Here is a 14,026-nt window from a genome sequence, read left to right as displayed (position 1 = left end):
TTGCAGGACATTGCTAACTAAGTTCCAACGGTATTTGGATTTCAGTCAGGTACTTTGCCGGATTACTCTCATTCCACGATCCCCTATGCACAATTTGCCGCATAGGGTTTGACATTCGATATTTACTGTTTTTTTGCAGCCATTCAGCAAAAGCAATATACGCTCCTTTGATATTTGAAAAGTCACCATATACCATTGTGCAAGCCATAACGGGGACAGGCTCGATAATACGGAAACAGAATGGGGCAATATCTTTACATAGCTTACTTACCGGGACGCATAACTCAATATCCACATTTTGTTCCTTGTACTCTGTGTCGTGATAAACAGAAAAAGTATGACTGGATATTTCTATCTTCTGTTCTTTGGCAAAAGCAGAAAGTTCATTCCATAAATCACCCTCGGAGTAGTATGTAGGAACAATTCTTCGTAAAGAAAGCACTTGATACTCCGGGATTACTTTAATGGAAATGTTGTAATGAAGTTCTCCTTTGTTTTCTTTTATTTCGTTTTTAGCAATCGCGATTTTCCGTAGTTTTTCCTGCTCATTCTGTATGGTATCCATAATTTCTAATCGCTTTTGTTCAAGGGTTTCAAGTAGTAAACAATCATTCATTTCGAGTGCAAGCGCAATTTCAGCAATATTAAAACCGATGTCACGCAAATATAATATTCTATTTAGGCGGGGTATTTGAGTTACCGAGTACATTCGGTGCCCCGTCCATTTGCCGACTTCTTCCGGCTTTAACAGCCCTACTTCATCATAATACCGAAGCATACGAATAGATACTTGCGCTATCTTTGAAAACTCACCTATTTTAAACATCTTATCACCATCTGCATATAATTATACTTGAAGTTTCATACACTTCAAGCCGATTTTGCATTTCTGAAAGTTAATGATATGCTCTATTCTTATCAATGCTATGATATGTGTATTCATGTCTAAATAAGAAAGATGAACGGCAAAATGTAATAGGGTGAAAAATATGAAGCAGGACAAAGTGAAGTATAATTCCAACAAGCGGACATATTACGGCATACGGAACATGAGCGACAAGCTGTGCCGGGAACACGGCTTATCCGTTGTCGTTCCGGGTAAAGGCAGCAAGGGTAAAAGCTATGCAGAGTATCAAGCGGAAAAGACGGGGACGAGTTGGAAAGGGAAGATAAAGATTGCCGTTGACGCGCTCATTCCCCAAGTGGCAGGCTTTGAGAAATTATTGCGGCGGTTGGAAATTGTTACCTAAATTTGAATTTAAAAATATTCATAGTGCTATTAACCTAAATAGAGTTAGTATAAAGTTAGATAACCCTGAAATATCCGCACGGATTAATGAATTAAAAGATAATATGGTGAAAGTTTTTAATCTTCCATCTATTTCTCAATCAAAGTGGGAACGGCACGAGAATAATTTTATAATTAAAATTAGCAGCGTTTCGAAAAAATAATAAGACCGGGCGCTGCTTTCCGAGTCCTGTCACGCGGTAGAAAGGTGTTTTTGAGGGAAAAGGTATACCCCCTTGCCCCTACTGCATGAGATGAGGGCATAAAAAGCGGCGTTCCTGTTATCCCGTGTGGGAATAGGTAACGCCGCCTGTCTGGTGGCGTGTTGTGCTTCTCTATTTGATTGCTGATGTGCCATGCCATCATTTACATTTCCGCCAAAACATAGTACAATTGTGAAAGCAAAACCCCTCTGAAGCAGGGGGTGGTGTCCGAAGGAGGAGAATCCGGAATGAAGCATTACGATTATGTATTAGTTGGAAGCGGGCTTTACGCAGGCGTGTTTGCCTGGTATGCGAAAAAGAGCGGGAAGACATGCCTGGTGGTGGAAAAAAGGAACCACATAGGCGGTAATATATATTGTGAGGATGTGGAGGGAATCCATGTGCACAAGTACGGCGCCCACATTTTCCATACCAGTAATAAGAAGGTGTGGGGATTTGTCAACGGTCTGGCTGAGTTCAACCGCTATACCAACAGCCCTGTGGCAAACTTTAAGGGCGAGATGTACAACATGCCTTTTAATATGAATACATTCAGCAGGATGTGGGGAATCTCCACGCCGGATGAGGCAAAGGCCATCATTGAGAAGCAGAAGGCAGAGGTACAGGGAGAACCCCGCAACCTGGAGGAACAGGCCATCAGCCTGGTGGGACGGGAACTGTATGAGAAGCTGGTCAAGGGATATACGGAGAAACAGTGGGGCCGGGACTGTACGGAACTGCCTGCATTCATCATCCGGCGCATACCCGTGCGCTATACCTATGATAATAATTATTTTAATGACTTATACCAGGGCATTCCCATTGGCGGATACAATGCCATCATAGACAGGCTGTTTGAGGGCTGCGATATTGAGACTGGGGTGGATTACCTGGAGCACAGGGAGCATTACGACAGCCTGGGAGGTACCGTGGTCTATACCGGAACCATTGACGCCTACTATGGCTACTGTTTTGGCAAGCTGGAATACCGCAGCCTGCGCTTTGAGTCTGAGGTGCTTGACGAGGAGAACCACCAGGGCGTGGCAGTGGTCAATTATACGGACAGGGAGACGCCGTATACAAGGATGATTGAGCACAAGCATTTTGAATTCGGCACCCAGCCAAAGACCGTGGTCACAAGGGAATACCCGGTCAGCTGGCAGGAGGGCATGGAGCCTTATTATCCGGTCAACGACGGGAAGAACCAGGAGCTGTACCGCCGCTATGAAGAACTGGCCAGGGCGGAGGAACATGTATTGTTTGGCGGCCGTCTGGGAGAATATAAGTATTATGACATGGATAAGGTGATTGAATCAGCCATGAAACGGGCAGAGGAAATCTTTGGGTGAAAGCATTGGAAATGTTGGATGAGGCAGGTATGGACCACGGAATAACGGTACTGGCGGCTGCCTATAACGGCAGGGATTATATTGAAGAGCAGATGGATTCCATCCTGGCCCAGGGCCAGGGGGGAATCCTTCTTGTGGTATCAGACGACGGCTCCACGGACGATACAGGTGAGCTTCTGGACCAGTATGGGCTTAAACACAGGGATTGTGTGCTTGTACTCCACCGGCGCACCGGCTCGGGAGGGGCCGCGGCCCATTTCCTGGGACTCCTTCAAATGATGGCCTCCCTGGCCGCCGGACAGGGGAAGGCTGCCTGGGAGGGAAATTACGATTTGACGCCTGAGGAAGGCGGGAGGCTTATAAGGGCCGCATCCTCAGACTACTTCATGCTCAGCGACCAGGATGATGTGTGGCTGCCCTGCAAGGTGCAGATGCTTCTTGGGAAAATGCAGGAACTGGAAGGAAACCCGCCGGACAGCAGGCTTCCGGTGCTGGTCCATTCCGACCTTAAGGTGGTGGATGAACAGCTCAATGAGATTGCCCCCAGCTTTTTTGGTTATCAGAAGATATCGCCGGAGCGCACCAGGCTTTCACAGCTGCTGGTACAGAATAATGTCACCGGAGGCGCGGTCATGATGAACCGACCCATGCTTGGGTACCTGGAACAGCTGCCCGGTGTCTGCCTGATGCATGACGCCTGGCTGGCCCTTCTTGCCAGCTGTTTTGGAAGGATTGGATGGGTGGGGCAGCCATTGTATCTGTACCGCCAGCACAGGGACAACACCCTGGGGGCGGAAAAAGGGGACAGCCTCAAAGGCGCCGGGGAGCGCATCAGGGACGGCAGCAGGGCAAAGGAAAATTACAGGCTTATGTTTGGACAGGCCGGATGCCTGCTGGCCATGTTCCGCGATAAGCTGGATCCGGAGCAGAGGGAGATACTGGCTGCGTTCACGGAACTTCCGGGAAAGGGCAGGCTTGGCAGGATTGCGCTTATGATGCGTTACGGATTCACGAAAAATTCAGCCCTTCGGACCATTGGGCAGATGTTGTTTATGGGAGATTAAGATATGGATGATTATAGAATGGAAAATGTCAGGCCCACGGTCAGCATCTGCTGCATCACCTACAACCATGCACCCTATATAAGGAGCGCCCTGGACGGGTTCCTGATGCAGAAGACGGATTTCACATACGAAATCCTGATTCACGACGATGCGTCCACGGACGGGACGGCCGATATCATCCGGGAGTACACGGCCAGGTACCCGGATATCATAAAACCGATCCTCAGGGAGGAAAACCAGTATTCCAAGGGGATTTCCAATATCAGTATTTTCAATTTTCCAAGGGCCAGGGGGGAATACATCGCCATGTGCGAGGGGGATGATTACTGGACAGACCCTCATAAACTCCAGAAGCAGGTGGATTATCTCCGGGCCAACCCGGACTGTTCCCTGTGTTTTCACAGCAGCAGGATCATAAGTGTGGACGGTTCCAGGGCAGAGGGGATGATGCGGCCTTACAGGGAGAGCCGGAAGGTGGAGCCGGAGGCCATCGTGGACAAATCCACGGGATATCCCACGGCGTCCCTTGTGTTTCCCGCGCGAATCGTAAAAACCCTGCCCGACTACTACCTGCACTGCCCGGTGGGGGATATCCCCATGCAGCTGATGATGGCATGCGCCGGATACGCTTACTATATGGACGAGCCTATGTGCGTGTACCGGGTGGGCGTGGCAAGCTCCTGGACCAGCCTGATGAAACAGGGGGATTATGAAAATAAACAAAAGCGTTACTATGAGCAGATGAAGGAAATGTATGAGACATTTGACCGCTCCACCTTCGGGCGGTTCCATAATGAGGCCATGAGCGCTGCCAAGCGGATTTATTTCCTTACACAGGTCAACACGAAACACTATGACCAGGTCAGGAAGAAGGAGTACCGGAGATATTACAGGGAGCTGAGTCTCAGGACCAGGTTCTTCATCCGGTTTGAAATCATGGCTCCCGGCCTGTACCGGCTGCTCCAGAGGATGGTGCGGGGGAGCAATTAAGGCAGGTTGATTCAGGGGAATCCAGGGGAACGGAAAGGAAGTTAGGATTTGGCGGAGACAGAGATAAAGAATAAGGTCCTGAAAGGCCTGTTTTGGAAAATTTTAGAAAATGGCGGCGCCCAGGGAATCCAGTTTGTGATTGCCATCATCCTGGCCCGGCTTCTAAGCCCGGCGGAATATGGCCTGGTCAGTATCATCATGATATTCATCACCATTGCCAACGTGGTGGTGCAGAACGGTTTCAGCACGGCGCTGGTGCAGAAAAAGCATTCGGATGACGCGGATTTCTCGTCTGTGTTTTATTTCAGCCTTGTGATTGCGGGCGTGATGTATGCTGCGCTGTACGCGTCAGCGCCCTCCATCGCGGGATTTTACCACAACGATGTGCTGGTGCCCATTGTCAGGGGCCTGGCCGTGGTGCTGTTCCCTGGGGCCGTGATTTCAGTGCAGACCGCCTATGTGTCCAGGAAAATGGAGTTCAAGGGCCTGTTTAAGGCCACCATGGCGGCGGTGGTGATATCCGGCGCGGCCAGTATTTTCATGGCGTACAGGGGAATGGGCGTCTGGGCCATGGTGGGCCAGCAGATTGCCTATTATCTGGCGCTTATGACCACCCTGTTCCTGACGGTCAGCTGGAAACCGCGCCTGGTGTTTGCCATGGGCCGTATCCGTTCCATGTTCTCATTTGGATGGAAGCTGCTGCTGGCAGCCCTTTTAGACACCCTGTTCAACAACCTTTACGGCCTGATTATGGGGAAGATTTATAATGAGGAACTGCTGGGTGCCTATAACCGGGGCGACCAGTTCCCCAAGCTGATTGTCAATAACCTGGGGGCAGCCATACAGGCCGTGCTGCTGCCGGCATTTTCCTCCAGGCAGGGGGATATTGCCCAGGTCAGGAGCATGGTGCGCAGGGCCATCAGGACCAGTTCCTTCCTGGTGCTTCCCATGCTGTTCGGGCTGTTTGCAGTGGCGGATACCATGGTGCTGGCGCTGCTGGGGGAGAAATGGATGATCTGCGTGCCTTATCTTAGGATCATGTGTATTGCATACTCCTTCTGGCCCATCCACATCACCAACCTCCAGGCCATCAACGCGGTGGGGCGCAGCGATATCTTCCTGAAACTGGAGGTCATAAAGAAGACCATCGGTATCCTGGGACTTGTGATCGGGGCCCAGTTCGGCCCGTTCATCCTTGTATCCATCAAGGCTGTCATTGATTTCCTGTGTACCTTCATCAATGCGTGGCCCAACAAGAAGCTGCTGGGATACAGCATATCCAGCCAGTGGATGGATATCATGCCGTCCATGGCCCTTTCTGTGGGAATGTGCGCTGCTGTGTATGCCCTCCAGTTCGTATTGCCCGGCGGTCCATGGATGAAGCTGATCCTTCAGATTGGCGCAGGGGCGCTTATCTATGGGGGAGCGGCCGCCCTGTTCAGGGTGGAGAGCTTTACGTATCTGCTTGGGATGGTGAAGCGGAAGAAATAGTGTCTGGTCAGATCCGGTTTTATCTTTTATCCTGCATAATGCATCTTCTATTTTATTCCCGCTGAGTTGCAATGCCGCCGTTGCAGCGGGAATCTGTTCTTTACACTGGTAGTATTTCCCAAGGATGGTCTGCTTTTCCTCAGTCATCTGTAGTAGGATGGTGCAGATTGAAGACTGGCCGTGGGCCAGGACCATGGGTGCAATGATTTATTAATCAGTATATTGAAATAGTATGAAAAGATATAGCAAATTAGGGGCTATATCTTTTTTAAAAGCAATAATTATAGTATACTAAAAAAAGAATGTCGTTGGGAGGTGTTCATAATAGATGATATTAGCAGACAAAAGAGATTATAAACAAGGATATAGAAAACATTATGTTACATATAAGCGCCTACGAGATGATAATGATGATTTGAATAGTCGAAGATTATTACTGGTTTATAGCGTTGAATGTGGTCTGAAGTATTTACTATTAGATAAATGGCATGAGGAGAACCCCAAAAATATATTGGAAGGAAAAGACGAAAAGAAAAAAAACGTATTGAAAACTCATAATTTGGACAGAATATTGAAAGAATTAGGACAGCAGGGGGTATTTAAATTCCCACAATTATTGACAATACATAATGACAGTATAATAATTGAAAATTATCATCAGTTATATAGATATTGTATCAGAATCAAGGAAAAAGATAAAAGTGTAGAGTCGGTGTATGAGGAAGAATTAAGAAAAATTGCGAATTGGATTGAGGAAGGGATGTGAATTAATGTTATTGTATACCTGGAAAGATGTAGAGAGAAAACTTTTATTAAATAAAAAAGTGTGGGAAGATAAGATTTTAGAAATAGAAACGTATTCTTCTGAAATTATTATATATATAAAAAGCATGGATGTAATAAATGATGTGGACATGTTACTTTGTGAGTTGATGGATCATAAGTATGATCAACAAAATAAAAAAATAAACCTGGAATTTGAAGGCGAATATTTAGACGTTTTTTTTGAGCAGGGAGATATAGTGGAGCATAACGTATCCGGGACTCCTCTTTTTAAAAAGGTTTTATATCAGCAATCAGCTTATTATAATGAGATGTTAAGTGAAGATTTGCCAGGTGTTCCTGTAATTGCATTTCATTCATATAAAGGGGGCGTAGGCCGTACGCTTTCATTATTGGCATTCGTTAAGGCGTGGTCTTCTCTTAAAAATCTAAAAAATTCAAAGCGGCTGCTTATTATTGATTCGGATATAGAGGCGCCGGGGATTACATGGTTGACTACCAAGTCAGAGGAGCCTCTATTTAGTTATTTGGACTTACTGGAGGTGACACAGGGAAAAAATAATGTGGATGAGATTATTTCACTGATTGCTGATAAAGTGGCGGAATTGACTGTAAAGATTGAGACGGAACAAAGTTTAGTTGAGCATATCGTTTTACCGACCTACAGATATATTGAACAATTACTGGATATGTATTCTAGCCCTGAAAGTCTTGCACTTAGCTATAATAAAAAATATATTCTTGCGGAGGTTTTGTCTAAGTTAGGGGAAAAATTAAATGCAGATATGGTTTTAATTGATTTACGCGCAGGTTTAAGTGAATTTTCGGCACCGATATTGTTCGATCCGAGAGTAAAAAAGTATCTGGTAACATCAACTTCTTATCAGTCTGTAAAAGGGACGGAAATCTTGTTACAGCAATTAAACAAGGGGCTTCCTTTGTCGGAGAATACATTGTTGCCAGAGATATTATTGACTATGGTTCCGGAAGGATTGAAACCATCCGATATCATAAGCGACTTAATTGCTGCATATGAAAAGAGTGAAACGGATGAAAATATTTCTTTAACGGATAATTTGGTGACAGAGCTTCCCTTTGCAAGCGAACTTGTGCATTTGGAGTCGTTGCAACATATTATGAAAAATTTAGAGGGGAGGGAATTTTATAAAAGAATTTATTTGATAGTGCAAAATAACTATTTTTCAGATAAAGGAAAAAGTACAGAAGTAGATTTTAACAAACGGAAATCAGTAATAAAAAGTATTCATAGTTTAGCAAAGAACCAGATTACTGCTGAAGGAAATGCAGCATTTGACGTGTTGATGACAGAACCGATTCAGAATTTAATCAGGAAATATAGAAGCAATCTACCTAATACGGTAATTATGGGTGCAAAAGGGTCTGGTAAGACGTTTTTATATCGGGAAATATTGAGAAATAAGTATTGGGAAAATTTTATACTAAGTGTAGATCAAAAAGAGAAGGGGGAGACAGGAAAGAAAACGATAGCGGTTCCCCTACTGGCATCAGCAACGGCAACCGGATTTGGTGAAATCATGCAGGAAGCGGTGCAGAACTATAATCAGTATAACTTAAAAGGAAAAATCAACAGTTCTGTGTATATTGACAATCATGATTTAGTGTTAAATTATGACAGGGGGAATCATGATATTTTAGGCTGGAAAGAAATTTGGAAAGAAATTATTTTACAGTCTTTAAATCATGCATACCAATCGTTTGAAGAATTAGAAAGCGATTTAGAAGAACATAAAATTCAGGTAATATTCCTTATTGATGGATTAGAGGAAATATTTACACAGACAATTTCTTTTCAGACAGAGCAAAACGCGATAGTAGCATTGTGCAGGGATATGATGAATGAAATTAAAGTCAGGTACAAAAATTTTGGGCTGATGGTATTTCTCAGAAAGGACATGGCACGTGATTCAATAACGGTTAATTTTGAACAGTTTAATTCTCTTTATAACTCTGTTGAATTAAAATGGTCAAGTACGGAAGCGTTAAGGCTGGTAGTTTGGCTCGTGAGTCAAGCCGCACCTGAGTTTTATCAGGAGGAAGTTGCAATCGAGTTGGCATCAGGAGAAATAATTGAACGGAACCTTATAAAATTGTGGGGGAGAAAATTAGGTAAAGCCACATCCAATGAAGCCTATTCTTCGAGATGGATTTTGGCGGCATTGTCAGACTTTAATGGGCAGCTTCAGGCGAGAGATATCATCAGATTTTTAGAATATGCAACGAAAGAGGTGGGGAAACGTGTGTATGATGACAGGTATTTAATGCCTGTTGAAATAAAAAAGGCAGTGTCTGACTGCTCAAATGCTAAAATTTCTGAGGTCAAACAAGAAATAAAAGTTCTTGAGCCAATATTTGATAAGCTGGACAGCGCCGCAGAAGAAAAGAAAATTTTGCCTTTCTATAATGACACGTTCAATCTTACTCCTGCAGAAGAAAAAATTATGAAACAAGAAGGATATTTAAAGGTTGAGAATGATAAATATTATTTGCCGGAAATAATCAGACATGCGTTGAAATTCAGATATGAAAAGGGCGCAAGGCCCAAGGTATTGTCTTTATTATTAAAATAGTAGCATGAATTTATTGTTTAGATATTTAGAAACAAGATGTCCTTTACTTCGATAATTACTGACAATATATAGGGCAAAGCAATTGGGGTATGTAATTGAATTACATTATGCCTGTGTTGATTCTCCGGTGATAGCGAAAAAGAGAATTGCAGAATGAGTGAAAATAGCAGGCCACGGAATACCGGACAAAGATGTTGAGAAAAGATTTGGGGAGAGTTTGAGGAATCTTCATAAAATTATCGATTTGTGGGATTTAGCCGCATTATATGATAATACAGATGAGTTTCGTAGGTTTGCAAAGCCCTATAATCTGATACCGGTTCCTAGAAAACGGTGGAGTTAAAAACTGGATGTGATTGGAAAGAAAGACAAAGCAAAGGCCGTAGCACTCTTTAAATTAATTGGTGTGCTGCGGCCTTTTGAATTTATGATTACCTATGTATCTTTGTATCCGGGCCAGTCCACAATACGTACTGTCCTTATGTCCCTACTGCCCGCCGTTCATGGCCGCCACTGCAACCGGGTCCGTGGGATCCCAGTGCTGGTCGGCTGAGATAGGCTGCTCAATGGCAGGCCTGTCATATGGGCCGGGGATGGAGGAATTGTAAACCTCAACCGTGGTACCCAGTGCGCAGTGGTCAAAAATCCACTTGGAATCACCGGATGTGTAACGGATACAGCCTGCGGAACGTACCACGCCCAGGAAGTTATAAGTCTCGGGCTTCAGCGTGTTCACATTGGGGCTGTCGTAAATAATGGAGTGGAGCAGGAAGCTCAAACCTGAACCAAGGCGTGTTGCATACTGTGTATAAACGCCGCTGTTCATCAGCCTCCAGCGGTACTTCTCAGGTGTCTTGAACGTACCTAATGGGGTATCCTCGCCAGTGGAGCAGAGGAATGTCTTAAGCGGGATGATAAAGCCGTTTCCGCCGTCCTGTACATACACGGTGGTGGTGTTCATCTGCTTGTTGATGCGGATAAGGAAGGGACCGTTGGCGCCGATAAGCGGCTCTAAGTCGGTTACAACCTTGCCTGTCTCATCAAAATAATACTTGTAGCCGTCTATGTACTGCCATCCTGTAACCGGGACATTGTTCACAAAGTAGTAGCGGTCCCTGTCATTCCAGCCCCATCCGGTGAAGGGTACGCCGGTCCCGCTGCTGTACACAACAGCCCCGTCAATGGTCTGGATGCCGTCCGGGGCAGCTGCCTCCAGAGGTTTATCCATGTTGTAGGATGCGGCTTCGCCATTCTTACCCCAAAGGGATACGCGGAAGCTCTGCATTACCTTTCCTGTGCCCATGGTGCCTGCTGTCTGTCCGTTGCGCGCCCAGTTAAGTTCTGTGCCGTCGGTCAGGGTAGTCTGGTAATAAACGTCAAAGGTGTTGCCTACAAATCCCGTGAACCGGATCTGGATGGCTTCTACCAGGGCGCCGTCCTCCCATACCGTGGTATGGTCGCCGTTCATGGCCCACTCACTCCATCCGTGTGCGCTGGTGTAGGTCCTGTAAAGTACATTGCCCACGATGTTGTTCAGATAGATACAGAGGGAACGGAATCCTCCTTCGGAAACAACGGTTGTGTCACCAATGACCGGGTCGGTCCAGGTGGTATCGGGACGCAGTACCTGAAGCTGAAGATAAGGCGTGTTGGCAATGATGGCAGCCTGCATGGCTGCTTCCTCAGCTGCCGCCGCCTGTTCGGCCGCTGCCTGGGCTGCCGCCGCATCCGCATCCGCCTGGGCATTGGCTGCCGCATCGTTTCCGGGGAGAGTCTCCGTGGCAGCGCCCTGGGTGGGCTGTGTCTGGCTGCCGCCCGAAGCCTGGTTGTCACCGGAAGCCTGGTTGTCACCGGAAGCCTGGCTGTCACCGGAAGCCTGATTATCGCCAGAAGCCTGTCCGCCGCCAGGTGCAGTCTGTTCTGCCTTGGTGGTGCCGAATGCAGGCCCGTAATTGGAATCATCCTGTGCTGCCAATGCCGTACATGCCTGTCCGATGATGAAGACTCCGGCAAGCAGTGCAGCAGCAGTACGTTTCATGTACTTATGCATTGGAAAAATCCTCCTAAATTTTATAGATACCATACATGTCCTAATTTATCATATTTAAGGGAAAAATTCCAGATGTGATTTACTTTTTAGAAGTGATAATGTAAAATTGTAAACAAAATGACACTAGAAAGACCAAAGAACGTAAGAAACAGGTGGCATAATATGGAATGGAATGAAGAAACAGCCAATATCATATATGCGTCCAATGACGGGTATGCCGGACATCTGGCCGCATCCATGTATTCTCTACTGGATAATAACCGGAATATAAGGAATATGGATATTTATATACTATCTGCCCAGATGTGCCAGGAATATAAGGAAAGGCTTGCTGGCATGGCGGAGGCATTTCACAGGACCCTTCGTGTGGTGGAGCTGGGGGACTTAAAGCAGCGGTTTGACTTTGATATTGATACCAGGGGGTTTGATATCAGCGCCATGGGCAGGCTCTTTGCGCCCCAGGTGCTGCCCGGCACCGTGAAGAAGGCCCTGTACCTGGACTGCGACACCATTGTATGCAAGAGCATAAGGCCCCTTTATGAAACTGAATTAGGGGATGCGCTGGTGGGGATGGTAATGGAACCCACGGTGTATAAGGAGATGAAGGAATCCATCGGTATGGGCAAGGACGACCCGTATTACAATTCAGGGGTACTGCTCATGGCCCTTGACAGGTGGCGCCAGGAGGATGTGCTTCAGAAACTATTGGATTTCTACAAAAGCTGTCACGGCAGGCTCTTTGCATGCGACCAGGATACCATCAACGGCGCCCTGAAAGGAAGAATAAAGACACTTCCGGTGAAATACAATTATTTTACCAATTACCGCTATTTCCGGTATTCCACCCTGTGCTCCATGTGCGCGGCCTACCGGGAGATTGGGGAGGAGGCGTATCTGGAGGCCAGGCGTTCCCCTGCCATCATCCATTATCTGGGGGACGAGCGGCCATGGATTGCCGGGAACCATAATCATTTTAAGAAGCTGTATGAGTATTATCTTGCCAAGACGCCATGGAAGGACACGCCCAAGCAGACCGGGAAAGAACGGTATATGCACATGTGGTGGCTGTTCAACCGCCTGACCTGGCTCTGTCCGCCCTTCAGGCTGTGGGTCAGCCGCAGCATGGGGATGAAGCTGGTGGACAGCCGGAGGAAGCGGAGATAGATGGGGGACAGGCAGATGTCCAGAGGAAGCGGGGATAGATTGGGGACAGGCAGATGCCGGAGAATCTGGAAATAAAGTGGGAACAAGGATTGATATGGACAAAATATGCTGTATTATATTAAACTATAACGATGCCGCCACCGCCATGGCGCTTGCCAATGAGATAAGGGAGTATCCGTGCCTGGATTCCGTCGTGCTGGTGGACAACTGTTCCACGGACGATTCCTGGGAAAGGCTTAAGACACTGCGGCACACGGACAAGATCCATGTGTTGAGGACTGAGGAAAATGGCGGATACGGCATGGGCAACCAGGCCGGCATTAACTATGCGGTGGAATATCTGGAAGCGGATTATATCATCATCGCCAACCCGGATATCCACGTGACGCCCCGGTGCATAGAGCGGGTGAAGCATGCCCTGGATAACACGGAGGACGCGGTGATGGCTTCGGCCCGGGTGGTGGATCCGCAGGGGAAGGATCTGTTCTCCTACTGGACCCTGCTGCCTTTGTGGAAAGACCTGCTGGACACCGGGCTTATTACCAGACGGCTGTTTAAGGCCATGCTGAATACCCCGTCCTACCGCCTTCAGAACGCGGGGGATGAGGACAGCCGCCTGGTGGATGCAGTGCCCGGGTCTTTTTTTATGCTGAAGCCGGGGCTTTTGACACCACAGGATACAGAGGAGCTGTTTGACAGCCATATTTTCCTGTACTATGAGGAAAAGGTGCTGGGCCGGAAGTTTCAGGAGCTGGGGTTAAAGACTGTGCTGGTAACGGACGAATCCTATGTCCATGCGCATTCCGTCACCATTGACAAGAGCCTGAAGCGGATTGTTGATAAGCAGAGGCTGCTTCACCAGAGTAAGATGTACTATTATAAGGAATACCTGCACGCAGGACCTGCCCGGATGGCGGGAGCCGGATTGGTACTGGACATCATACTGGCAGAGGTATGGTTCCTCACGGTTGTGTGCGGGCTGCGGTGGTAAATGGATTGTGCATGGATGGAAAATGACGAACTGTGCTGCATGCA

The 14,026-nt window shown here is 46.9% G+C and carries 10 protein-coding genes and 1 pseudogene; 9 read left to right on the top strand and 2 right to left on the bottom strand.

Annotation, left to right across the window (positions count from 1 at the left end; genetic code table 11):
* Positions 1-13 precede the first annotated feature (13 nt).
* Positions 14-826, bottom strand: coding sequence for a MerR family transcriptional regulator (locus LK536_RS46085; RefSeq protein WP_227795868.1), 813 nt, complete (start codon positions 824-826; stop codon positions 14-16).
* A 172-nt stretch (positions 827-998) separates the two neighbouring features.
* Between LK536_RS46085 and LK536_RS46080 the strand changes: the two are divergent.
* The 7 genes and pseudogenes from LK536_RS46080 to LK536_RS46050 form a co-directional block, all read left to right on the top strand.
* Positions 999-1,238, top strand: a pseudogene (locus LK536_RS46080) (relaxase/mobilization nuclease domain-containing protein); the annotation flags it as partial.
* Between the two features lie 501 nt (positions 1,239-1,739).
* Positions 1,740-2,840: a UDP-galactopyranose mutase gene (glf, locus tag LK536_RS46075; protein ID WP_227795867.1), complete on the top strand. Its 1,101-nt coding sequence runs from the start codon at positions 1,740-1,742 to the stop codon at positions 2,838-2,840.
* A complete protein-coding gene (locus LK536_RS46070; RefSeq protein WP_331472161.1) occupies positions 2,837-3,904 on the top strand; it encodes a glycosyltransferase family 2 protein in 1,068 nt (355 codons plus the stop codon). The genes glf and LK536_RS46070 overlap by 4 nt, the downstream gene beginning before the upstream one ends.
* A gap of 3 nt (positions 3,905-3,907) precedes the next feature.
* Positions 3,908-4,894 carry a glycosyltransferase family 2 protein gene (locus LK536_RS46065; RefSeq protein WP_227795866.1) on the top strand — a complete coding sequence of 329 codons (987 nt, stop codon included), beginning with the start codon at positions 3,908-3,910 and terminating at the stop codon, positions 4,892-4,894.
* Between the two features lie 48 nt (positions 4,895-4,942).
* A complete protein-coding gene (locus LK536_RS46060) occupies positions 4,943-6,385 on the top strand; it encodes a lipopolysaccharide biosynthesis protein (RefSeq protein WP_227795865.1) in 1,443 nt (480 codons plus the stop codon).
* Between the two features lie 328 nt (positions 6,386-6,713).
* Positions 6,714-7,151 carry a hypothetical protein gene (locus LK536_RS46055; RefSeq protein ID WP_025485457.1) on the top strand — a complete coding sequence of 146 codons (438 nt, stop codon included), beginning with the start codon at positions 6,714-6,716 and terminating at the stop codon, positions 7,149-7,151.
* 4 nt (positions 7,152-7,155) lie between these two features.
* A complete protein-coding gene (locus LK536_RS46050; RefSeq protein WP_227795864.1) occupies positions 7,156-9,777 on the top strand; it encodes a KGGVGR-motif variant AAA ATPase in 2,622 nt (873 codons plus the stop codon).
* Between the two features lie 487 nt (positions 9,778-10,264).
* Here the strand turns inward: LK536_RS46050 and LK536_RS46045 are convergent, their stop codons facing one another.
* Positions 10,265-11,827, bottom strand: coding sequence for a L,D-transpeptidase (locus tag LK536_RS46045; RefSeq protein ID WP_227795863.1), 1,563 nt, complete (start codon positions 11,825-11,827; stop codon positions 10,265-10,267).
* Positions 11,828-11,989: 162 nt separating this feature from the next.
* On the opposite strand from LK536_RS46045, the gene LK536_RS46040 reads away from it, so the two are divergent.
* Together LK536_RS46040 and LK536_RS46035 are read left to right on the top strand one after the other, a co-directional pair.
* A complete protein-coding gene (locus tag LK536_RS46040; RefSeq protein ID WP_227795862.1) occupies positions 11,990-12,991 on the top strand; it encodes a glycosyltransferase family 8 protein in 1,002 nt (333 codons plus the stop codon).
* Positions 12,992-13,085: 94 nt separating this feature from the next.
* Positions 13,086-13,982 carry a glycosyltransferase family 2 protein gene (locus tag LK536_RS46035; protein ID WP_227795861.1) on the top strand — a complete coding sequence of 299 codons (897 nt, stop codon included), beginning with the start codon at positions 13,086-13,088 and terminating at the stop codon, positions 13,980-13,982.
* Positions 13,983-14,026 lie beyond the last annotated feature (44 nt).

It is taken from the genome of Clostridium pacaense, from assembly GCF_020709765.2.
GTDB lineage: Bacteria > Bacillota > Clostridia > Lachnospirales > Lachnospiraceae > Enterocloster > Enterocloster hominis.
Note: the sequence above shows the minus strand (reverse complement) of the source record. Positions and strands in the feature narration are given on the sequence as shown.